The following is a 23,658-nucleotide window of genomic DNA, read 5'->3' as shown; positions in this document are numbered from 1 at the left end:
TTTCAGATGAGCACCTAACCACTTATGTCACAATATAATCATGTTTTCCATTTAAAATGGGACTCTTAGTTAGACATCACGACATAGCCACCTTGAAGCAATTGGGCATTCTCTCTATCTACCCCATTACCGGTTAACACTTGTCCCTTATCCTTAATAGAATAGGCACTCTCTCCTTTGTTAAGAACAAGTGTAATGCTTTGCTCACCTAAGCTGCGTTTCAGAATGAAGCAATCTTCGTCATGATCAATGCTAATAACTCCTTCTTGAAGAGCTGGCTGTTGGCGAAGAGCAATAATCGCTTTTACTTTGCTAAAGAAATCCTTGTCCCGCTCAGCATCATCCCAAGGAAAACCGCGACGAGAATCAGGGTCGTAACCCCCTTCCATTGCCACTTCTGTCCCATAATACAAGCAAGGAATGCCCATAAAGGTAAAGAGCAATGCTAAAGCAGCTAACAATTTATCTTTGGAACCCTTAACTTGAGTGAAGAAACGATGCGTATCATGAGAATCCAAAAGGTTCAAGTTCATGCGATTAACTTGCCAAGTGTTTCGCATCAAAATGTTGCTTAATTTCTCAGCCAATTGTTTTGATGTCATGGTTTCAAAAGCAAAGTAATCCAAACAGGCTTTGGTGAAAGCATAATTCATAATACCATCATATTGATCCCCTGCCAAATAAGGATAGGCATCATGCCAGTTCTCCCCAATTAAAATGGCATCTGCTTTTTCAGCTTTAACCGCCTGACGGAAACGTCGCCAAAAATCATGAGATACTTCATCAGAAACATCTAGGCGCCAACCATCGATACCAAATTCTTTAATCCAGTATCGCCCAATCTCAATCAGATAGTCTTGAACATCTCTATTTGAGGTATTCCATTTAGGCATATAGTTACATCCAGCAAATGTCTCATAATTGACCAGTTCCATAGATGGGTGTTCATCATGAGTCATAAACCAATCAAAAAACTTAGACTCTTTACCGTATCTCAAGACATCCTGAAATTCCACGGCATCACTGCTGGCATGGTTAAAGACAGCATCTAAGATAATCTTGATTCCCATTTGGTGAGCCAAATCAATCAATTCTTGCAAATCATATTTAGTTCCAAATTGTGGATCAATAGCGTAGTAATCACTAATATCATATTTGTGATTACTAATGGATTGAAAAATTGGCGTTAAATAGATGACATTAATCCCTAAATCTTTGAGGTAATCTAGTTTCTCTGTAATTCCCCTTAAATCTCCACCAGCAAAACTTTTAGGAGTCGGTTTTTCTAACCAATCCATGTTGACATAACTGTCATCTTTTTCCCAATCTCCACGGTTAAAGCGATCAACAAAGATTTGATAAAAAACCGCGTCTTTTGTCCAAGGAATGACCTGATGAACATCAACAGCATTGATATAAGGCATTTGGAAGAAATTATAAAACCCATTTGAAAAATCGTAACTAGTGGTTAACCCATCTTCACTAAAATAATAGGTTTGACCTTCTTCTTCAATTTTAAAAATATAAGCCAATCTCACATCGTCTAATGTTAAAGTGGTTTCATAATAGGCATGCGTATGGTCTGTATAGGCAACTGACATTTCCAATTCTTCTTGGAATTCATGATAACCATATTTAGGCCCGTGGACCAAATTAACAGTAATATCTTTATCTTCTTTGGCCACACGTAATCGGATGACAAGTTCCTTTTGAGATAAGGCAAAGCAATACCTCGAATCTGGAATATGTAACATTCCGGCAATATTCATTTCTACCTCCATTAATAAAGTATCGACGGCTACTTCTTTTTCTTTAAAACGAAAAAATAGCAGAACGACTCATACTTCTACATTTTTAGTATCTGTTTCATCTTCATCAAACTAAAAGAAATAGAGGCTGGGCGTACTTCTTTGTCCCAGCCTCCCTTTCTGTCTTATTCAGCGTATTTTTGTTCAATAGCTTCCTTAATAGTTTTTGCTGCTTCTTTAGCAGCTTTAGAAGCTTCTTCCTTACCAGAAGCCACGTTAAAGAACATATTTGCACCTGGTTCCCAAACTTCAGCCATTTCTGGAATATTTGGCATTGGTTGTGCGCTCTCAAACTGACTAATCACAGCTTTCGTTAACTCATTACCCTCTTTAGAAGCATAATCACGTGCTGTTAAGTTAGCTGGAATTTCTTGTGTTTTATCATAGAAACGTTTTTGGTTTTCAGCGTTGGTCACATAATCAAGGAATTTTTGAGCCGTCGTTTTTCCTTTAGAATAGTTTGAAATAACCCAAGCTTTACCACCTGCAAACGGTTGGTATTTTTTACCATTTGTCAAAGTAGGAATTTCCATGATCCCAAAGTTAACACCAGCATCTTTAAATGAGCTAGCCGCCCATGGACCATCAATGATGACACCAGCTTTTTTAGAAATAAATTGTTCAGTGATAAAATCACCAGCTTTTTTAGTGTCTTGCATTCCTTGAGGCCAAGTGCCATACCACTGTTTCGCGTAGTTTAACCCTTCAACAGTTCCGTCGTTACCTAAGCCTAAATCACTTGGTTTGGTTCCTTTATCACCAAAGACATAACCACCATAACCAGCAATCAAGCCATAACCATAATAGAAGTCTGTCCATTTCGCCAAGAAACCTACAGATTTTCCTGGTTCAGAGGCAAAAGCAAACTTAGGATCTTTTTGTAATGCTTCTAATTCAGTAAAGGTTTTAGGAGCATCTACTACTAAATCTTTATTGTAATAAGTTACCAAAGTTTCAATAACGTCTGGTGCACCATAAGTTTTACCGTCAATGGTTACTAATTTCTTAACCGTATCGTCAAACTCTTTGCTGTTTCCTAAAGTAACCTCAGCGATTTGACCTTCAGAGCCTAAACCTCCCACACGATCATAAGGTGCTAAAAAGACATCTGGTGAAGCGCCAGTTGGACCATCTGTTGATAACTTATCAAGAGTATCCATCATACCTTCTTTTTTGACTTTAACGGTGACTTTATTTTCTTTTTCAAACTCACCCTTAATGCTCTTAATGTAATCAGCATATCCCTCATCAACAGAGACTACAATAGTTTTCCCGTCTGTTTCCTTAGCGTCTTTACTACCAACACTTGCGCAAGCAGTTAGGGTTAGCACTGAAGTCAATGATAAGGTTCCAATCACAGATGCTTTTTTCCAATTCCATGACATAACATGTTCCTCCAAAAATGGTTTTTTAATGACAAATAAAATGGCTTATCAACTTAACTTCTATTTAAGTTAAGGACAAGATAGGAAGGTAACGTCAAACGACTCAAGTTGAGTTTGATCAAAATCAACTTAAACGTTTAAGTTGATTACATTTTATCGTAATCGCTTACAAATGTCAATACCCTTTCTTAAAAAAACTGTCAGTGACAATCTTCTTTTAACTAGTTGTCTACCGCTTAACAATTGTCGTGAATCTTCTCAACTTTCTAAAGGATAGGTTATTTAAAAATGTTTTTAGCAAAATAAAAAAAGACCAAACAAGAATAACCTCTTCACCAGCATAACTGCGATTTGATATAGAAGAGAAATATCTTGTTTTAGTCTTATTGCTAAGCTTAGTCTTGGGAGACTAACCGCTTATTAGCCCATTCCTTACTATAAAAATAAGGATTAAGCTTATAATGTGGACTTGACTGATTGTTTTCCAAGAAAGGTTGCACTTCCTTATCAAAAGCTAACCAGCCATTCCAACCGAGATGGATAGTATCTTGCATAAAGTAGGACTCACCACCATCTTTTGAGAAGTCAGCAATGCGATGAAACCCTTGGGCTTTTAGCTGATACTTCATCTTACGGACAGCTTCTTGATACTTATCTTGGTTGAGCCCTGTATATTCTGCCCAAGCTTTATTGACAGGAGTAATCACAAAGAGAACATCTGTTTTTTGTTTGGCAAATTCTGATAATAATAATTGAAAATCATTATATTCCGGCGAAGCCAGGTAACTATAATTGACCTGGAAATTTTTATAGAGGTTGTATTGAGGGGCAATGCGCTTACTATAAAAAGCATTTTTGATCCCAAAGCGGTTATTGGTCGTTGCCAATTGCCCACGTTTAGTGGCTAGTTCATTTAATCGCTGGTATGAAAATACTTTTGGCAAGCCTTTAACCCGTGGGAGAATCTTCCTATCGTAATTATCTGATTTACCTAAGAAACTAAAGAGAGATTCCTCTCTCAGTGCCACCTGATGCTGCCATCTCAGGATATCCCTATCCCACTTACTAAGAGATTGACCTTTACTGATTTTCTTCAATAAATCGGATTTGGATACACCAGGATTAACCTCAAGTAAACGCTTAGCAGCAAATCGTGATTCTTTATCAGATTTAGCGTTTAACAAGAACTCAATAACTTGTGTATTTGACAAGTACATTTGAGCTGCTCCTGGATTAATTCCCTGCGGTGTGAACCATTGAGGAGAAACCACAAAAACCGCTTTTTGTCCTTGCATTTCCTTTGAAATTTGTTGCATGCCATAGTAATGAGATAAGGACGCAGAACCTCTTTTTCCAATTAAGAAAGGCCTATAGGTTCGATTGTAACGTTCCGCAAGAACCGAGGGATGCATACCGTCCATACGACTCCATTCACTGGAACCAAAAAACGGAACAAAGTGAATCGTTTTATCCGATAGGGCCTGCCTTTTGATCAGACCATTCTTAAAAGAACTATCACTAATGGCCACCGCATTTGAGCGTTCTTCTGTCAATGACTGATTCAGCTTTGTTGGAAAACTAAAAACAGTAATCACCACTAGGATAAAAGCTATGAAAAGAGGACCTAGGATTAACCAAAGTCTCTTAAGCATGTTGCAATTCCTCTACACCTTGAACAATCTTAGTTACCGTGTTCCAATCGTCACGACCAAATTCTGAAATTGGTACTTTAATATTGAACGTTGACTCTAACTCAACAATCAATTCGACTGTTCCTAGACTATCCAAAACACCCGCATCAAACAAGTCTTCATCCATCATCTCTGAAACATCTTCCATAAACAAACGGTCAAACAATTCAATTACAGTTTCTTCAATAGACATTTTTATACTTCCTTTTATTAATGTAGTGGTCTGTTAAACCAAAGGTCATTTAAAAAACCAGAGAATAACAGAAGTGAAAACATGACAACATGGAAAGTTACCACGATACATAAGACATGGAACACCTTACTCTGAAAGAGGGGCGACATGCCTTTTTTCTTACGGTTACGGTTGATTTCTTTTTTCTTGCGAATCCAGGCATCATTAATAATAAGTCCTACACCATGGAAAAGCCCATAGGCAATATAATACCAAGTCAGACCGTGCCAAAATCCCATCACTAACATATTAACCAGATAGGCAACACCTGAGGTGACGTTACGATTCTTAAAGGTTTTATGCTTGATTAACAAGTGAACCAATCGCATAAACACATAGTCTCTAAACCAGAAGGATAAGCTCATGTGCCATCTATTCCAAAAATCTTTTAAACTTGCAGATAAGAAAGGCATGTTAAAGTTTTCCGGTGTCCTAATGCCTAGCATGTAGGACATCCCAATCGCAAACATAGAATAACCTGCGAAATCAAAGAAGAGATTGAAACCATAGACATACATGACAAGGATCGCTTCCTTGTTAAAATAGCCTCCGGCCATCAGTGCTTTGTTTTCAATAATTGGAAGTAAAATACCACCTAAACAATACGAAATGATATGTTTATAGAGAAAACCAAGCATGAGGTACATGACTGCCTTGTTTAGCATGCTTAAGTAGTCATCACGATCAGGAAGCTTATGATAATCTTCTTGAAAGCGTCTAAAGCGATCAATTGGCCCACTGGAAAAGGTAGGGAAAAAAATCATAAAGCGAATAAAATCTGGCAAACTAACTTCTTTAAGGGTTCCATCACGCATCTCAATAATCATTCCCACACTCTTAAAGGTCAGATAAGAAATTCCCAAAAAACTAAAGAGGGTTTGGCTAAAAGATAGGGTTAAAGATGCCACCTTAACACAGATAAGCGGAAACAGAGCCATTACAATAGCCAGATAGAAGACTGCTGTGCTATTGGCATTTTCACGGTATTTTTTGTAAGCAAAAACACTAACGATTTGCCAAGCGAGATAGAAGAGAAAAGCAACTAACTGTTGGTAATGATCCCCCCAAAACATAAACAAGATAAAGACCAAACTAACAAGGGTTTCATAGACCGTCAGGCGTTTCTGTCTAAAAATCCCAATAATCACTGGCAAGAATGCCAAAATAAGATAAACAAAGTAAATGGGATTTCCGTAAGGTTCCATATAGGGAATATGGTCAAAGATCGTCATCATCGGTTATTGACCTCATTAATCAAAGCTTTAATATCTATCTTACCATTTGGGGTTAATGGGAGACTGTCTCGGTAAATAAACTTAGAAGGCATCATATAACTCATCATATGATCCTTAACAGAGGCTTTGATAGCTTTGGTTAACTCTAACTCTCTGTCAAAACGCTCTTTAACTCCATCTTTGACAACGATATAGGCTAAGAGGTTTTGAACTTTGTGTTCCTTATTATATCTTGGAACAGCCACTGCTGAGGCAACCATTGGGGATTGGTTTAACTGTTGCGACACGTCTTCTAGCTCGATGCGATAGCCAGCATATTTAATCTGAAAGTCTAAACGTCCACCATAGAGTAAGATATTATCTTCTGTTAAGGAACCAAGATCCCCTGTATGATATGCAGGCTGTCCTTTAAAAGTAAAGAAGGCTTCTGCTGTTTTATCAGGATTATTGAGATAACCTTTTGATACAGCAGGTCCTGTTACAATAATTTCCCCTTGTTCCCCTAAAGGCAATTCGTTCCCCTCTTCATCAATGATAAAAGTTGGAGAATCTGGTTTTGGGTAACCAATTGGCAAACGTGTAGAAGTTGCAACCATTTCTTTAGTAATTTCAATAGCCGACAAAGCCACAGTCGCTTCGGTTGGTCCATAGGCGTTAATAATCTTAGCATTTGGGAAGCGCTCAAAGAGTTTTCGAGCGGTTGATACCGTTAACTCCTCACCATCAAAGTAAAAATGTGTCAAATTTGGCATCTTTTCTTGACAAAACTCATCGCTAAGCATCGCCATATCTGCAAAAGATGGCGTTGAAGTCCAAATACCAACTGGCAATTGAGCAATCATTGTAAAGAGTTGTTTAAAATCTGATACCAATTCTTTTGGAAGGGCAAATAAGGTACCGCCTAAAGCTAAGGTTGGCGCCCAATACATGACTGAAAGGTCGAATGAATACGGTGGCTGCGCTAGCATTTGTGGTTGCTTAGGAACATCAAATGCTTTATCCTCAATCATCCAGTTGGTAAAACTTAAGAGATTGTCGTGAGAAATTTGTACTCCCTTTGGTTGACCAGTCGTCCCAGAAGTAAAAATAATATAATAATTATCATCCCCTTTAACTGGATGTGTTAGTTGGTAAGGTGTTTTTGTTGCTTTTGCCGATTCGATGTCTACTAATGAAATCAATGCGACCTTCTCAACAGTGATGGGTAAGTCTTCAATAGCAATGACTAAACTTGGTTTAGCAATCTCAACAATAGACAAAATCCGTTCTGGTGCAGAGTGTACATCTACCGGAATATAAGCATGACCTGACTTGGTCAAAGCAACAAAAGTAGCTAACATGTCATAGGTTTGTGCCCCAAAAACTAAAACAGGCGACTTTTCTGGTAATCCTAGACCATCTATATAGGCAGCAATGCTGTCAGAATCCTTTTTCAGTTGCCCATAGGTGCAACGTTCCCCCGAGCAATCATAAACTGGAAAATCAGCTTGTGTTTGAGCAAAATATTCAATGCTGTCAATCATATCCTTAATCATCAGTCCATCTCCTAAAATTCATTATAAATAAAGTTACTTTGACCATGTCCTAGGTAACCAAAGAAATAGACCAGCAACATAAAAATCAGATAGAATAAGGCTATTTTACCGATAAAAACGGCGACTTCCCTCATTCTTGATTTATTTTTTCTCATACTTTACCTTCTTGTATTAGTGAAATAATGTACTAAAAAATTCTACTCGAAAAAGTCTCCGTTGACAAGCTAAAACTTAAATTATTAAAAAGAAAATTTATTTAATAAAAAACTTTCTCAACTCTTAATCTAAATGATTTGTCAATCACTCTCCTAACTGTCATTTTAAGCCTTTAGCTTAAAGTTTTCTTAACAAAACGGAAACATTAAAACCAGCTCGTATTTGGCTGGTTTTGGAACGTTTAAAAAGGTCTAATCCATTAGTTTCAACTCTAATATCATGTCACGAATTTGAGCAGCCAATTCAAAATCAAGTAATTCAGCTGCTTCTTGCATCTGCTTCTGTAAGGTTTTAATAGCTTCTTTTCGCTCAGAACGTGACATGGTTTCGTAGTCCACTGCAGTTTCTGCGACATCAGACTCTGCTGCTTTGCTGATACTGATAAGATCTCTGATATCCTTTTTAATGGTTTGTGGGATAATCCCATGTGCTTCATTATAAGCCATTTGAATCTCACGACGACGAGCCGTTTCATCGATAGCCCGTTGCATCGATTCCGTGACCTTATCAGCATACATAATCACATGTCCATCTGCATTCCGGGCCGCTCGTCCAATAGTCTGAATCAAACCACGCTCGTTACGGAGGAAGCCCTCCTTATCCGCATCCAAAATGGCGACAAGACTAACTTCTGGCACATCAATTCCCTCACGCAGTAAGTTGATTCCAATAAGTACATCAAAGACACCTAACCTCAAGTCACGGATAATTTCTGTCCGTTCTAAGGTCTTTATGTCGCTATGCATATATTTGACCTTGACACCCATTTCTTTTAGATAGTCTGTCAGGTCTTCTGCCATTTTTTTTGTCAGTGTTGTGATAAAGGTCCGCTCACCACGTTCAACACGCTGATTGATTTCTCCCAATAGGTCATCCATTTGTCCCATACTTGGTCGCACATCGATTTCAGGATCAAGCAAGCCCGTTGGACGAATGATTTGTTCCACAATTGTACCTGTCTGCTCCATTTCATAGTCACCTGGAGTAGCAGAAACATACACGATTTGGTGTACATGGCTTTCAAACTCTTCCCGTCTTAAAGGACGATTATCCAAAGCAGAGGGCAACCTAAACCCATAATCAACTAGCATTTGCTTTCTAGCTTGGTCACCATTATACATGCCTTTAATCTGCCCCATTGTCATGTGACTTTCATCAATCATAATCAAAAAATCTTCTGGGAAGAAGTCTAATAACGTATAGGGGGGTTCTCCTGCTGCTCGACCATCCATATGGCGAGAATAGTTTTCAACCCCGTTAGTGTAACCCATCTCCCTTAACATTTCAATGTCATACTCAGTTCTTTGGCGTAATCGCTGCGCTTCCAATAATTTGCCTTCAGCTTCAAAAACCTTCAACTGTTCTTCCAGTTCAGCTTGAATCTTAGCAATGGATTGTTCCATGTGTTCATCATTGGTAACAAAGTGAGTAGCAGGAAACAGAATAAAATGGTCTACTTCTCCTATGGTCTTACCAGTCAAACTTTCGATCTCTCGAATACGATCAATCTCATCTCCAAAAAATTCTATCCGAAAGGCATGTTCATCTCTTGAAGCGGGAAAAACTTCAACCACATCCCCGCGAACTCGAAAACGGCCACGTTGAAAATCAATATCGTTACGCTCAAACTGAATATCCACCAGCTGGTTAAGCAGTTGATCCCTAGAAATTTCTTGTCCAGGTCTGAGGCTCACTGATGAATCAGCATACTCTTTTGGAGAACCCAGTCCGTAAATACATGAGACCGAAGCCACTACAATAACATCATTACGCTCCAATAAGGCTGAGGTTGCGGAATGACGAAGTTTATCAATCTCATCATTGACAGAGCTGTCTTTTTCGATATAGGTGTCGCTTGATGGCACATAGGCTTCAGGTTGGTAGTAATCATAATAGGAAACAAAATATTCCACAGCATTATCAGGGAAAAATTCCTTGAACTCTCCATAAAGCTGTCCCGCTAAGGTTTTATTGTGAGCAATCACTAAGGTCGGTTTATTAACCTTGTTAATGACCTGACTCATGGTATAGGTCTTTCCCGTCCCAGTAGCACCCAAAAGAATCTGAGCTTTTTCTCCGCCTTCAATATTGTCTACTAAGGTCTCAATAGCTTGGGGTTGGTCGCCAGATGGCTCATATTTTGAAACCAAATGAAAAGGTTTGTCATCACGTTTATCAATCATTTCATTATCCTCGATTGTCTCTCTTCCTTCCATTTTATCATATCCCAGAAAGAAACGTCTGATAAAAACTTCCCAAACCTCCCATGTAAATGTTAGGTTTTATGACATGAAAAGCTAGACTTATTGCCTTCTTTTAAAAAATTTGCTATAATGAGTCATATTTTTTATTTTTATAAGGAGATTAGTATGACCTACAAATTAAAAGCGTTATTGCTTGCAATAGTATCCATCATTTTCATGACAGGTGGTATTGCAAGCACTGAAACAATTGATATTGTTTCGGATACAGCTTACGCCCCATTTGAATTTAAAGATTCAGATCAAGTTTATAAAGGAATTGACGTTGATATTATCATTGAGGTAGCAAAACGCCAAGCTTGGGACTATAATATGACTTTTCCTGGATTTGATGCGGCTGTTAATGCCATTCAATCTGGTCAAGCTGATGCTCTGATGGCTGGTACGACGATTACTGAAGCTCGTAAAAAGGTCTTTCATTTCTCAGACCCATACTATGACACTAAAATCGTTATTGCGACACGTAAGGCAAATCCTGTCAAAAAGTATAGTGACCTAAAAGGAAAGACAGTTGGTGTCAAAAATGGTACGGCAGCTCAATCCTTCTTGGATAAATACAAGAAAAAGTATGGTTATACTGTTAAAACATTTGACACGGGCGACCTCATGTACAACAGTTTATCTACCGGATCAGTTGCAGCTATCATGGATGATGAGCCAGTTATCCAATATGCGATTAGCCAAAACCAAGACCTTGCCATCAACATGAAAGGTGAGGCAATCGGTAGTTTTGGTTTTGCCGTTAAAAAAGGAAGTGGCTATGACTACTTGATTGATGATTTCAACACTGCTCTTGCTGATATGAAAGCTGACGGGACTTACCAAGCTATTATGGCAAAATGGTTGGGAACTGACGACAAAGCAACAACAAGTCAGGCAACAGGTGATCCAACTGCCAAAGCAACACCTGTGAAAGCAACTTATAAAATTGTTTCAGATTCCTCTTTTGCTCCTTTTGAATTTCAAAATGATAAAGGCAAATATGTCGGTATCGACATGGAGCTAATTAAAGCTATCGCCAAACAGCAAGGCTTTAAAATTGAAATTGCCAATCCAGGTTTTGATGCGGCTTTAAATGCGGTACAATCTAGTCAAGCTGACGGTGTTATCGCTGGTGCAACCATTACTGACGCTCGTAAAGCCATTTTTGACTTCTCTGATTCTTACTATACCTCAAATGTAATTTTAGCGGTCAAAAAAGGAAAAGCGATCAATAGTTATAATGATTTAAATGGTAAAACCGTTGGCGCTAAAAACGGAACTTCTTCTTATTCTTGGTTGAAAGAAAATGCAGCTACATATGGCTATAGCGTTAAAGCTTTCGATGATGGTTCAACCATGTACGATAGTTTAAATTCAGGTTCTGTTGAAGCCATCATGGATGATGAAGCTGTTCTAAAATATGCTATTTCACAAGGACGTCGCTTTGTAACCCCGCTTGATGGTATTTCCACAGGTGAAGTTGGTTTTGCCGTTAAAAAAGGAACTAATCCCGAATTAATTGAAATGTTTAACAATGGCTTAGCTGCCTTAAAACAATCTGGTAAATATGACGCTATCATCGATAGCTATCTAGATTCTAAAAAAGCTGCTAAACCTGCTGAAAAAAATGTTGATGAGTCAACGATTGCAGGACTCCTCTCTAATAACTACAAACAATTATGGGCTGGTCTTGGAACAACCCTCAGCCTAACCCTTATTTCATTTGCTATCGCTATGATTATCGGGATTATTTTTGGGATGATGGCTGTCTCACCAACCAAATCTCTCCGCCTCATCTCAACCATTTTTGTCGATGTGGTCCGTGGTATTCCGTTAATGATTGTGGCTGCCTTCATTTTCTGGGGTGTGCCAAACCTTATTGAAAGCATGACTGGTCACCAATCACCAATTAACGATTTCTTAGCTGCTACTATCGCCCTGTCGCTTAATGGTGGTGCCTATATTGCTGAAATTGTTCGTGGTGGTATTGAAGCTGTTCCAGCAGGACAAATGGAAGCTAGTCGTAGTCTTGGATTGCCTTATGCAACAACGATGCGTAAAGTGATTCTTCCACAGGCCGTGAAGTTGATGTTGCCTAACTTTATTAACCAGTTTGTTATCTCCCTAAAAGATACAACAATTGTCTCAGCAATTGGTCTTGTGGAACTCTTCCAAACAGGTAAAATTATTATTGCCAGAAACTATCAATCTTTCCGTATGTATGCCATCCTAGCAATTATTTACCTTATTATGATTACACTCTTAACAAGACTTGCAAAACGTTTAGAAAAGAGGCTTAACTAATGGCAGAACTAAAAATTGATGTCCAAGATTTACACAAATCTTATGGTCAAAATGAAGTGTTAAAAGGAATTGATGCTAAATTCTACGAAGGTGATGTCGTTTGTATCATTGGTCCTTCTGGTTCTGGGAAATCCACCTTCCTCCGTACCCTCAACCTCCTAGAGACGATTACCAGTGGTAAGGTCGTGGTGGACGGTTTTGAATTATCAGATCCTAAGACTAATATTGACAAGGCACGTGAAAATATCGGAATGGTATTCCAACACTTCAACCTTTTCCCTCACATGACTGTTCTTGAGAATATTATCTTTGCTCCTGTTGAATTAGGTAAAGAATCTAAAGAAGTTGCTAAAAAGCACGGCATGGCACTTCTAGAAAAAGTCGGACTTTCTGATAAAGCCGACACCTTCCCAGGAAGCTTATCCGGCGGACAAAAGCAACGTGTGGCTATTGCACGAAGCCTAGCCATGAATCCAGATATCATGCTTTTTGACGAACCTACTTCTGCCCTTGACCCAGAAATGGTTGGAGATGTTTTGAACGTTATGAAAGACTTGGCAGAACAAGGCATGACCATGTTGATTGTTACTCACGAAATGGGGTTTGCTCGTCAAGTAGCTAACCGCGTTATCTTTACAGATGGTGGTCAATTCTTGGAGGATGGTACGCCTGAAGAGATTTTTGACCATCCTAAGCACCCTCGTCTCATTGAATTTTTAGACAAGGTCCTAAACGTCTAATAGATTAGACACCATACTAACTTCCAAAAAATAATAAGGCAAGGAAACAGGTTTCCTTGCCTTTTTTGGTTACTGTTATTATTCAAACCAGCAAAATAGGGATACTCTTATACTTTTTTACGGGCGCTTACGTTTCGTTAGGTAATAACCTAATCCCGTAAGAGCTAGTCCCGTCACTATGTGTAAGTATTTGTTACCAACCATCGGACTAATGGCAATGAGAAAAAAGCCAACAGCCATTAAAAAAGTTACTCCATTTTTTTCTGTCATGCAAGGTCACTCGCTTTTTCTTTATTTGCCAAAATGACAAATGGGGCCCAGATAAGGAAGGCAACAAAGAGGTTAAACAGTGAAACCAAACCTGCCATAATATTACCTCCAGTAGCTAGGTAAGCATAAAGTCCAACAGGGGTAATCCAAGGTACTGATAAGAATACCGGTGGAATCAAACCTATTGCGGTAGCAAAATAAGCTATGCTAGCACAAATTGGTGGCACAATTAGCCACGGAATCACAAAAGTTGGATTCAAAACAATTGGCATCCCAAATGTAATTGGTTCGTTGATATTGAAAACACCCATTGGTGCGGACAATTTGGCAATGGTTTTATGCTCTTCTCGTTTTGAGAATATGAAGATAGCAATAATCAATGCCAAGGTTACTCCTGAACCACCCATTTGAGCATAAGCATCAAAGGACCCGCGTGTCCAAAGGTATGGTAAATTAGCAGCGCTATGCGCTGTATTGTAAGCAGCTGTATTTTCTGTTAAAGCTACCATATAAATACCATCCATTACTGGGGCTAAGACATTATGACCATGCAAGCCGAAGAACCAGAGCAGTTGAACTAAGAAGGTTAACAAGATAACTGAACCAATACCCTGTGATAAGCCTAGTAATGGTAATTGGATATAGGTTGAAATGACATCACTTAGGGAAGAACCTGTTAATGCAAAGATGAGGTAGGCGAAAATTGCCGAAGCGTAAATCGCAACTGTTCCTGGAATAATGGCAGCAAAGGCTTTATTAACCGCAGGTGGTACATTATCTGGTAAGGTAATGGTAATATTACGTTTGGTCAAAGCCGCATACACAAAACTTGATAAAAAGCCAATAATTAAAGCTGTGAACAAGCCTGTGGCACCGACATACTTTAGAGCTATTGCTCCCCATTGACTAGTTTCAATACTTGAAGCTCCACCCGCAGTAACGACTGAAAGCCCCATTTCTTTCAAATTGCTAATTAGGTTAGCAGAGGCATTTTCAAGTGGTGTCGAAATGGTTAAAGTCTGAGGTAGGGTGGCAATAAATGAGCCAAAAGAAATCAATCCTCCTGCCAATGGATTAATCTTATGCATAACAGCTAAATTGTAACCGAAAGCAAAGGCAAAAAAGAGCGCCATGATACCAATTGTCCCAAAATAAACATAGCCACTGATGTCGATAACAGGTTGCATAGCTTTTGCAAATCCTGTCCATCCCATATTGTTTGGAATATCGCGTAAAAAAACGTTCAATAAGACAGCAACTGAACCTGCCATGGTAATAGGCATCATTGAAATAAAGGAATCACGAATAGCTACTAAATGCCGTTGTGACCCAATTTTTCCTGAAATCTCCATAAACTTATCAGAAAAATGCGACATAAATCTTCTCCTCTTTTTATTTTTTTAATATAACAAAGGTAACCTTAAAAGCAGCGGTGTCTGCCTAACACAATTATCTCAAAATCATCCTTGTTAAACGTGATGCTTAGAGATAACCGGTAATCGGCTCTTATCCAAATGAACCCTTCTCTCTCATTCAAGGTCTGTGAATAATCTTCACAAAGACGATGGTTGCTGCAACTGTTTAGCATATTGGATAAGAGCTGCTAACTGAGCTTGAGATTGGCGTTCTAGGCTTTTTTTGAACAGTTTGCCAACAATAAAATGATTTGCTTTTTGAAAAATATCTAGAGGATGATAGTCATAAGAATAGGTAATTCTAGTCCGATTCTCCCCCAGAGCCTCTAATCGATAAACCAATTCCTTTATCCCATGATTGGAACTAAAACAAGCAGTATATAATTGCGGAGCTTCTAGGGCCGTAATAAGCACCCTCACTGTACGCTCTTTGTATTTACCATAATGTTTAACATAGTTTATCCCCGCTTTGATATCATCTCTTGACAACTGTCTCAAGGTATTTTGTCGATAATCTTCTTGGAGCGATATCAGCATGGCTTCAAAACAATGATGAACGGAAACATCTCCTTCTACTGAAATGATCATGACTCACCCCTCTGTATTGCTGACATTTTGTCGTAAACGGTAACCAATTCCTTGGCTAAATCAATAAAGGCTAAGGCAGTCATCATGTGATCTTGACCATGCACCATCAATAAAGACAATTCAACCGCATCACCAGCTGCTTCTTGGGACAGCAAATGTGTCTGCGATTTATGGGCAATATTTAACGAGTTTGTCGCTTCTTGAAGTAAGTGCTGAGCCTCCTCAAACTGCCCATCTCGTGCTGCATGAATAGCCTCTACGGCCTTGCCCTTGGCTTCGCCTCCATACATGATTAAGCCCATAATAGCTTCTAAGTTGGATGGTTCCGTCATGCCTACTCCTCCATCATCGCTAGGGATGTTTCAAGGACTTTTTCACCGTTCATAAGACCATAATCAGCCATGTTAATGGCATCTACTTTAATATCTGGTTCAAACTTATCTTTAAAATCCTTTAGTAAGAATTTGACTTGTGGACCTAACAAGAGAACATCAATGCTATTAGCAGCCACTTCGTTGTCAGCTTCACTCACAGGAACTGCCCAAATAGAAACTTCAAGACCACGCGCTTGGGCTGCTTTTTGCATCTTAGTCACCAACATACTAGTTGACATACCGGCATTACAAACTAACATAATAGATTTCATAAGGTTTCTCCTTTTAATCGTTTTAATCATGAATAAGTGGGGTAAACACTGTCATGAATTTGGAATAATTTGGTTCTTCTAGTAACGCTTGCTGAAGCTCCACCTGATTGACAAAAGATGCCAAACCTGGTGATACATATTTTAACCTATGATTATGCCCTTTAGACGGGGATAATAGAAAGACAAAATGAACAGCTTGATGCGCCTTGTCCCACTCAAGAGGCTCTCGGCAAATAGCCACTACTACCTGTTCAGAATAAGTCATGGGATTAGCAGGATGCGGAAAGGCAAGCACTTCTCCATAGATGACTGGGCTGTAATTTTCCCTCAGTACCATTTGATGATAGAAGTCCTCTACAAACGTTTCTGTTCCCACCTCGTCAAGACAAGCAATCATCCGTAAAAGCAAGTCTTCCTTTGAGATTTTCTCGTCTAAATAAAGAAAACGATTAGGGCTAAAAATACCTGTTAGAAGCTGCTCTGCTTTTGCTAAACTCATCTGTGACGGTAAACTGACCTCTTTCTTGATACCTTCTTGTTCTCCAATAAATTGTCGAATGGTTTCAATATCCTGATTTGACAAAAAAACACTGACAGTAATCACTGGTGTTAAAAACATCAGATTGGCAAGGCTGATAGAGGAAATAATCAAATCAACGGTTTTCAGTCGCTCTTCGGTTATTTCATAGTAACTGATAACATCGACAATACGCAAACGTCCTTCAAATTCCTTTTCCAAGCGATTTTTCAACATCATGGCACTACCATAACCTGTGGCACAAACTACTAGAACCCTCAATTTATGACGGTTTGAATAACGTTCAATGGCCGCCATTAAATGCAAACTAATATAAGCCCATTCATCATCTGAGACATCATTCTTTTGACATACAAGCAAATCCGAAAAGGTCTGCTTGGTAAGGGTAAATATTTCAGGATACTGGCTTTTAATTTCCTCAGTTAAAGGATTAGTCAGCTGAATATGGTTTTCAAGACGTGTGGTCAAGGGCATCATGTGGGCTAATAAACCTTGAAATAAACTGGTATCTGTTTCTAAAGTCATGCCTGTCAATTGACTAATCTTGGCAATACATGCTTTTAAATGGTTCTGCAACTTTTCATCGGTATTATCATCTTGCCAATGCTTACCAACAGAATGTTTGACCTTTAGATGCAGTGCAATATAATTAGCCTCCTCTTTAGGAAAACGTATCCCCATCACTTCTTCCACTCGATACAAAATGCGCAGAGCTACTTGATACTCATCAGACTGACGAATAGCTATTGGAATGGAAAACAGTTCTAATGGACACCCCGATCGAATACGCTGAACCATTAGGGCAATATGCAAGACTAGATTATTCATGACAAAATCAGAAAGTTTCAACTTAGCATCCCGACATTCATCCAAGACAATAATCATGATTTCTGCAAAATTAATACCTTCAAGAAAGGTATTACCTACCATGGTGGACAAGGTATTATCAAAACTAGTAACAAAAAAATAATCCATGATAAAATGCCTAATGTCCTCTTCTTTACCTCTTATTTGAATATGTTGGTGAGTTATTTCAAGCTCTAACTGGTAAGGTATTATGCGCTCCTTAATGCCTGCTAAAACATGTTTTAAAGTTGTCCGACTGATATACAATTCTTGACAAAGCTCTTCAAAATCCTGAACGGCATCTTCAAAAAAGAATTTATGAAGCACATAATCTTCTCGATCAACCGATTCTTCCACTTGAGTCACATCTGCTAAACGTTTTTTAGACGTCACACTTTCTTGCCAAAAGATGTCAAATGCCATAGAATGGTCAATTTCTAAGCAGTAACCTCGACCTTGTTTAGAAATGATGTGAGCTCCGTGTTCAGGAAGGCTACTGATCAGTTCTTTGAGGTATTTCCTAACCGTACGGTCACTCATACCAATAACCTCAGCCAGAGTTGCACTAGAGACAAACTGCTCTTTGTGATGGATTAGAAATGTTATGATGGCTAGTTCTTTTTTTGATAACATTAGTCCTCCTTACTACTTTAGAAAACGTTTTCCACCCTCTTTTAGTGTACCAAATATTTCCTGAAAAAGGTGACCATCATTTTCCGCATTGATTGTGAAAAGAATCTATGATGGGTCAATCTCCAAATAAAATTCCTGCCAAGGTCGCAAATCATCTAACAAACTAAGATAGTCCTCTCTGACCTCAGCAACCACATTAGCTTTTGAACTAACCGTAAAATTTTTCAAAGCAATTTGCAGTTCTCCCTTATATCGATGATAGCGGTCATTGTCAATAATAATGCTACCTCGTTTGACCTCCTTAGATTGGTCTCTTGGAGCAATCGATTCCTGAGCATAGACTAGACGTGGCATGGTTGATCGAATCACATAATCAGATACATCGCCACGATAACAATGCGGATAGCCAATGATTTGCTCCTCAACTTCTGTCAAATCGATGATAGGCCTAACCTTGATCGTTGTGACTGGTCTTGCTAAAGCCTGAGTACATGCTGCCAATTCTTCTTCCGAAATGAATTGGTTAGATATGAGGATATTATCAATGGTTCCTATCGCTTTCATTAATTCTACTTGCAGGCCAATGGGCAAGTGCCTATGGTCTTCCACTGTCGGCAAGCCTTCTGCCAGTAGCCAAGGGCCTTCAGATGCTGACTGAGCGGTAATAAAAGCAGCCGTTTCAATATCATGCTCATGATAAAAACGTGACATATCCTTAAAATGTTGCCATGACAAACCGGTAAATTCATGTGGATAAAAATTATGGCAACCAATAATATTGCTCCGTTCTGCATCTGTCGTTAGCAATGATATCAATAATTGTTTATCAGTGCTCATATTAAGTTCAATTTTAAGTCCAAAGGGATTTCTTGTTAAAGTTACAATCTCTGCTAGAGGGAGAGCCTCGTCTAAGCGTAAGCCCGCTAACCCGAAGGCATGAGCTCGTTCAATAAGCTGATCTGACCAACCAGCTTGGCTAATAAAGCTTGGACTAACGTCGGCAATCACTCGAATGCCTAATTGATTTGCATAAGCAATGAGCTCTGCGTAGCAATGAAACATCTGGTGATCAGCTGGTGCCAGCTGTAAGAGACTCATAAACAAGCGCTTGGCTCCATAACTATGACATAAGTCAATATAAGCTTTACTCTTGGTAACATCATACCGCTCAGGGTATAGAGAAAATCCTAAATCAACCATATTGCCTCCTATTTATCAAAACCATTTGACTCGCTCAACGCCTTAAACCAGTAACCTGATTTTTTTATGGTTCGCTTTTGACTCTCTAAATCCAAAGCTACCAAACCATATCGGTTTTTATAAGCATTTAACCAAGACCAGCAATCAATAAAAGTCCACAAGAGGTAGCCTTTGCAGTTGGCTCCTTCTCCCAAAGCCTTATGAAGCTGGATAAGATGATCCTCGATAAAGGTGATGCGGTAGTCATCTTGTATCTGGCCATCTGCTAAAAAAGCTTCTTCACCTTCGACACCCATACCATTTTCCGTGACTAGCCATTCGATGTTACCATAGTGTTCTTTTAAATCAAGGGCAATATCATAAAGTCCTGGTTCATAAATTTCCCAACCCCGGTGAGGATTGACTTTTTTACCAGGCATATCATAAGGTTCAAAATAAATATCTAAGATAAGGGGGTTCCCCTCTTGCTGTGACTTACTAGGTGCCTGAACCCGCAAAGGCTGATAATAATTAACTCCCAAAAAATCAACAGTATTGTTTTTGATAATCTCTAATTCATCAGCACTATATTGAGGTAATAAATCAGCTTCCTCTAAAATGGAAACTAACTCTGCTGGGTAAACACCCAAAACTGATGGATCTAGGAAGGATTTGGTTTGGAAAAGCTCTGCGATTCTAGCAGCCTTGACATCTTCAGGAGCATCACTCCGAGGATAGGCAGGCGTCATGTTAAGCACAATACTAATCTTGTGGTCGGGATGAAGCTTATGACAAGCTTTGACCGCCAGTGAACTGGCCAGTTGTGTGTTGTAAGCCACTTGAACTGCTGCCTTGGCATCTACTTTACAAGGGTAGTGATAATAACCTAAATAGCCACATTCAACTGGAACAATCGGTTCATTAAAGGTAATCCAAGTGTTTACTAAATCACCAAAAAGCTCAAAACAGGTTTTTGCGTAGGTTTCATAAGCCCAGACAGTAGCTTTGTTTTCCCAGCCACCTTTTTCTTGCAAGGCATAGGGGAGGTCAAAATGATAGAGGTTAACAATCAATTTAATACCTTGAGCAATAATGTCTTGAAATACTTCTCGGTAAAATGTCACCGCCTTTGGATTAACCTCCCCGACTCCTTCTGGAATCAATCGAGACCACTGGATTGAGGTCCGAAAAATCGTGTGGCCTGTTTCTTTCAAAAGGGCAATGTCACCCTTATAGTTCTCATAAAAGGTTGAGGTTTTTTCTGGACCAATTTGGTGATGAAACTTAGCTGACTCAATACTAAACCAGTAATCCCAGTTGCTAGGTCCTTTGCCATCTCCAGGAACCGTTCCTTCGCTTTGAGGCCCAGATGTGGAACTTCCCCATAAAAAGCCATCTGGAAATTGGTAACGGTGTTTTCTTTGTTTCATATCCTTTGTCCTTTCTTTGCTCACTTCTCTTTTTATTATAAGAAGAAAAACAGGTGATGTAAACGCTTTAAAAAATCTGTTTTTTCCTTATTATCACGGAAAATAAGTGTTTTAAAGCTTGAAATATTTTATTATCTTAAAGAGCCTATCTAACCTGCCCTGCTACTTCTTATCAAAACCAAGCCCCTATTGACAGATGCCTTAGCCTATGTTTGAATAGGGGTATGGCTTATTTAAACTACTTTACAAAAACCGAGTGGGCACTTTGGATAAGCTCTGTCTTGGCCATTACGAAACAGTTACTATGGAGAATTAATGACCTACCTGTTTATGACTTTGCCCATGGCTATTTTTTCGCTCTTTGCTTGGTTAAATCATCCTTTTGAGGGGAACAAGTCTCAAGTCACTATTTCTCGTTTAGAAAGCGCTAATAGTCGACGCCTCATCATGTTTACGTTAGTAGTTACCCTTGTGTTTTATGGAGTTTTAGCCATCCTTAAAACAGCCTACTTACTTGTTTCCACCTTATCCATTGCCACCTCCTTTTCAGCCGTTTACCTCAGCTACAAGCGCAGTCCTTATTTTGCTTTAGCTTATGGTCTCAATAATTTGGTTCTAATCCTTCTGTGGTTACATGCTGCTCAGACTGATTCTAGTCAATACGCTGTGGTCATTTGCTTTGCCACCTTTCTCATCAACGACCTCTATACCTTTTACAGTTGGTTACATCTCCAACACTATCAAGAAAAGATCAAAAAAGGATGAAGTCTTAAGCTTCATCCTTTTTTTAATTTCTCACGTTCTAAGCGTAAGCGCCTATTGGGATTTAAGAGATTAAATAATTCTTCTAATTTCTCAGCATTCCAAACATCTGCTGCCGATACAAAATTCCCATCCTTATCCTTAAAGGATATTGGTTTATCACCCATAAGAAACCTCCTCATAAAGATAACACACAAGAGCACTATCACACTGCTATTGTCATGAATCGCCTTAATCCACAAATTCAAATTCAAACTTGCCAATTCGAACTAGATCCCCATCTTTTGCTCCGCGCTCACGTAGGGCTTCGTCAACACCCATACCGCGCAATTGACGAGCAAATTTCATAATGGATTCATCACGTTCCATATTGGTCATGACAAAGAGACGTTCCAATTTCTCACCAGACAAGACCCAAGTAGCATCATCATCTCGGGTAATCTCAAAGTCTTTTTCAGCTTCTGCAAAGCCATAGTAAGCTTCTTCATCCACCAGATCAGCTTCATCATATAATAAGAATTCATCCGTCTTAGCAAGTAAGTCTGCTGTTGCTTCTAACAAGTTATCTAAGCCTTGATGTGCTAAACTTGAAATAGGGAAAATCATTGGTAGGTCATCAAACTCGTCATATTGGGCAGCCAATTTTTCCTTGAAGGCTTTCAAGTTTTCTTGAGCCTCTGGCATGTCCATTTTATTAGCCACAATAATCTGTGGGCGCTCCATCAATCGCAGATTATAGGTTTCCAACTCGTTATTAATGGAAACATAATCTTCGTAAGGGTCACGGCCCTCACTAGCAGACATGTCAATCACATGTAAGATAACCCGCGTCCGTTCAATATGACGGAGGAACTGAGTCCCCAAACCAACCCCTTGGCTAGCTCCTTCAATCAAACCTGGTAGATCTGCCATAGCAAAGCTATCACCTGACTTGGTACGAACCATTCCTAGATTAGGTACAATAGTGGTAAAATGATAGGCACCAATTTTCGGTTTAGCTGATGACACAACACTTAACAAGGTTGATTTCCCAACAGATGGGAATCCGACCAAACCAACATCAGCTAAGATTTTGAGCTCTAGTTCTAACTGACGTTCCTCACCTGGTTCACCATTTTCAGCAATTTCCGGCGCAGGATTACGAGGAGTTGCAAAACGAATATTACCACGACCACCACGGCCACCCTTAGCAATCACCACTTCTTGGCCATGTTCTACTAAGTCTGTAATCACTTTTCCAGTTTCGGCATCACGAATAGTTGTTCCTTGAGGGACAGCGATAATCAAATCTTCTGAGCCACGACCATGCATTCCCTTGGTCATGCCTTTTTCACCAGATTTCGCCTTGAATTTACGATTATAGCGGAAATCCATTAAGGTACGCAAACCTTCGTCAACTCTAAAGATGACTGAGCCACCCTTACCGCCATCTCCTCCCCAAGGACCGCCATTTGGGACATACTTTTCACGACGAAAGGCCACCATACCATCACCACCGCGACCCGCTTGGACACTAATTTTTGCCGTATCTAAAAACATACTCATACTTTTTCTTCTCTAACTTTCTTTTACTTTAAAAAAACGCCTTTCAGCGTTTCCTTACATCAATACTGATAGGGCACTCGCAATAAGCCCGCCAACAGTTACAAGAACCATTAGGATAACAACAAACATTGTTACTTTTTCAAAGGTTGTTTTTTTGCGAGGTCCGTTTTCTCCAAATGCCACGTTAAATACCTCATCTATTATTGATTTTTCTTCTTATATCTTAACATGAAAGCGACTTTTAAGCAAATATCAGCTAAGGATTTCTCGCTATAAAGGCATTCTTTTTCCACGCCAAACGCATGAAGAAACTTTTGTTTTCAGAAAACTAGATTCATAATGACAAAATCAATCAAAGTAGTACACTATAGATGAGGTGACTACGATGATTGATTTTATTATTGCTATTGATAATTG

The 23,658-nt window shown here is 39.1% G+C and carries 21 protein-coding genes and 1 pseudogene; 3 read left to right on the top strand and 19 right to left on the bottom strand.

Annotation, left to right across the window (positions count from 1 at the left end; translation table 11 throughout):
• Positions 1-65 precede the first annotated feature (65 nt).
• The 8 genes from ACYTR8_RS05980 to uvrB all read right to left on the bottom strand — a co-directional run bounded on the left by ACYTR8_RS05980 (position 66) and on the right by uvrB (position 10,285).
• Entirely contained in the window at positions 66-1,769 is a 1,704-nt protein-coding gene (locus ACYTR8_RS05980; protein WP_479641851.1) for a glycoside hydrolase family 13 protein, read from the bottom strand.
• Positions 1,770-1,933: 164 nt separating this feature from the next.
• Complete coding sequence (locus ACYTR8_RS05975) at positions 1,934-3,193, bottom strand: extracellular solute-binding protein (RefSeq protein ID WP_479641850.1); 1,260 nt, start codon at positions 3,191-3,193, stop codon at positions 1,934-1,936.
• A gap of 395 nt (positions 3,194-3,588) precedes the next feature.
• On the bottom strand, positions 3,589-4,845 hold the full coding sequence (dltD, locus tag ACYTR8_RS05970) for a D-alanyl-lipoteichoic acid biosynthesis protein DltD (protein WP_111716877.1): 1,257 nt from the start codon (positions 4,843-4,845) through the stop codon (positions 3,589-3,591).
• Positions 4,838-5,077 carry a D-alanine--poly(phosphoribitol) ligase subunit DltC gene (gene dltC / locus ACYTR8_RS05965; RefSeq protein WP_002984216.1) on the bottom strand — a complete coding sequence of 80 codons (240 nt, stop codon included), beginning with the start codon at positions 5,075-5,077 and terminating at the stop codon, positions 4,838-4,840. The genes dltD and dltC overlap by 8 nt, the downstream gene beginning before the upstream one ends.
• Positions 5,078-5,094: 17 nt before the next feature.
• Entirely contained in the window at positions 5,095-6,351 is a 1,257-nt protein-coding gene (dltB, locus tag ACYTR8_RS05960) for a D-alanyl-lipoteichoic acid biosynthesis protein DltB (RefSeq protein ID WP_479641849.1), read from the bottom strand.
• Entirely contained in the window at positions 6,348-7,886 is a 1,539-nt protein-coding gene (dltA, locus tag ACYTR8_RS05955) for a D-alanine--poly(phosphoribitol) ligase subunit DltA (RefSeq protein WP_479641848.1), read from the bottom strand. Before dltA ends, dltB begins: the two co-directional genes overlap by 4 nt.
• Before the next feature lie 11 nt (positions 7,887-7,897).
• Positions 7,898-8,041 carry a teichoic acid D-Ala incorporation-associated protein DltX gene (locus tag ACYTR8_RS05950; RefSeq protein WP_012767158.1) on the bottom strand — a complete coding sequence of 48 codons (144 nt, stop codon included), beginning with the start codon at positions 8,039-8,041 and terminating at the stop codon, positions 7,898-7,900.
• Between the two features lie 252 nt (positions 8,042-8,293).
• Positions 8,294-10,285 carry an excinuclease ABC subunit UvrB gene (uvrB, locus tag ACYTR8_RS05945; RefSeq protein ID WP_479641847.1) on the bottom strand — a complete coding sequence of 664 codons (1,992 nt, stop codon included), beginning with the start codon at positions 10,283-10,285 and terminating at the stop codon, positions 8,294-8,296.
• A 186-nt stretch (positions 10,286-10,471) separates the two neighbouring features.
• On the opposite strand from uvrB, the gene ACYTR8_RS05940 reads away from it, so the two are divergent.
• Both ACYTR8_RS05940 and ACYTR8_RS05935 read left to right on the top strand, forming a co-directional pair.
• The gene (locus tag ACYTR8_RS05940; RefSeq protein WP_111716887.1) at positions 10,472-12,649 is read left to right on the top strand and encodes an ABC transporter substrate-binding protein/permease; all 2,178 of its coding nucleotides are present in this window, start codon (positions 10,472-10,474) and stop codon (positions 12,647-12,649) included.
• Positions 12,649-13,389 carry an amino acid ABC transporter ATP-binding protein gene (locus ACYTR8_RS05935; RefSeq protein ID WP_479641846.1) on the top strand — a complete coding sequence of 247 codons (741 nt, stop codon included), beginning with the start codon at positions 12,649-12,651 and terminating at the stop codon, positions 13,387-13,389. Before ACYTR8_RS05940 ends, ACYTR8_RS05935 begins: the two co-directional genes overlap by 1 nt.
• 117 nt (positions 13,390-13,506) lie before the next feature.
• On the opposite strand, the gene ACYTR8_RS05930 is transcribed toward ACYTR8_RS05935, so the two are convergent.
• The 8 genes from ACYTR8_RS05930 to ACYTR8_RS05895 all read right to left on the bottom strand — a co-directional run bounded on the left by ACYTR8_RS05930 (position 13,507) and on the right by ACYTR8_RS05895 (position 20,934).
• Positions 13,507-13,659 (bottom strand): hypothetical protein, encoded by a 153-nt coding sequence (locus ACYTR8_RS05930; RefSeq protein WP_443597480.1) that lies wholly within the window; start codon positions 13,657-13,659, stop codon positions 13,507-13,509.
• On the bottom strand, positions 13,656-15,035 hold the full coding sequence (locus ACYTR8_RS05925) for a PTS sugar transporter subunit IIC (RefSeq protein ID WP_443597481.1): 1,380 nt from the start codon (positions 15,033-15,035) through the stop codon (positions 13,656-13,658). The genes ACYTR8_RS05930 and ACYTR8_RS05925 overlap by 4 nt, the downstream gene beginning before the upstream one ends.
• 177 nt (positions 15,036-15,212) lie before the next feature.
• Positions 15,213-15,662 carry a DUF3284 domain-containing protein gene (locus ACYTR8_RS05920; RefSeq protein WP_479641845.1) on the bottom strand — a complete coding sequence of 150 codons (450 nt, stop codon included), beginning with the start codon at positions 15,660-15,662 and terminating at the stop codon, positions 15,213-15,215.
• Positions 15,659-15,994, bottom strand: a complete 336-nt coding sequence (locus ACYTR8_RS05915; RefSeq protein ID WP_002992853.1) for a PTS sugar transporter subunit IIA — start codon at positions 15,992-15,994, stop codon at positions 15,659-15,661. Before ACYTR8_RS05915 ends, ACYTR8_RS05920 begins: the two co-directional genes overlap by 4 nt.
• Positions 15,995-15,996: 2 nt before the next feature.
• Entirely contained in the window at positions 15,997-16,308 is a 312-nt protein-coding gene (locus tag ACYTR8_RS05910) for a PTS sugar transporter subunit IIB (protein WP_443597484.1), read from the bottom strand.
• Positions 16,309-16,330: 22 nt separating this feature from the next.
• Positions 16,331-18,325: a BglG family transcription antiterminator gene (locus ACYTR8_RS05905; RefSeq protein ID WP_479641844.1), complete on the bottom strand. Its 1,995-nt coding sequence runs from the start codon at positions 18,323-18,325 to the stop codon at positions 16,331-16,333.
• 105 nt (positions 18,326-18,430) lie between these two features.
• Positions 18,431-19,525 carry a DUF871 domain-containing protein gene (locus ACYTR8_RS05900; protein ID WP_479641843.1) on the bottom strand — a complete coding sequence of 365 codons (1,095 nt, stop codon included), beginning with the start codon at positions 19,523-19,525 and terminating at the stop codon, positions 18,431-18,433.
• A gap of 8 nt (positions 19,526-19,533) precedes the next feature.
• Positions 19,534-20,934, bottom strand: a complete 1,401-nt coding sequence (locus tag ACYTR8_RS05895) for a glycoside hydrolase family 1 protein (protein WP_479641842.1) — start codon at positions 20,932-20,934, stop codon at positions 19,534-19,536.
• Positions 20,935-21,158: 224 nt separating this feature from the next.
• On the opposite strand from ACYTR8_RS05895, the pseudogene pnuC reads away from it, so the two are divergent.
• Positions 21,159-21,699, top strand: a pseudogene (gene pnuC / locus ACYTR8_RS05890) (nicotinamide riboside transporter PnuC).
• Positions 21,700-21,710: 11 nt separating this feature from the next.
• Here pnuC and ACYTR8_RS05885 read toward each other — a convergent pair.
• The 3 genes from ACYTR8_RS05885 to ACYTR8_RS05875 all read right to left on the bottom strand — a co-directional run bounded on the left by ACYTR8_RS05885 (position 21,711) and on the right by ACYTR8_RS05875 (position 23,424).
• Positions 21,711-21,863, bottom strand: coding sequence for a hypothetical protein (locus ACYTR8_RS05885; RefSeq protein ID WP_479641841.1), 153 nt, complete (start codon positions 21,861-21,863; stop codon positions 21,711-21,713).
• 64 nt (positions 21,864-21,927) lie between these two features.
• Positions 21,928-23,241: a GTPase ObgE gene (gene obgE / locus ACYTR8_RS05880; protein ID WP_479641840.1), complete on the bottom strand. Its 1,314-nt coding sequence runs from the start codon at positions 23,239-23,241 to the stop codon at positions 21,928-21,930.
• A 54-nt stretch (positions 23,242-23,295) separates the two neighbouring features.
• A complete protein-coding gene (locus tag ACYTR8_RS05875) occupies positions 23,296-23,424 on the bottom strand; it encodes a DUF4044 domain-containing protein (protein ID WP_002989532.1) in 129 nt (42 codons plus the stop codon).
• Positions 23,425-23,658: the final 234 nt, after the last annotated feature.

It is taken from the genome of Streptococcus sp. F2 (assembly GCF_056500955.1).
This window is presented reverse-complemented; position numbering and strand designations above follow the sequence as displayed.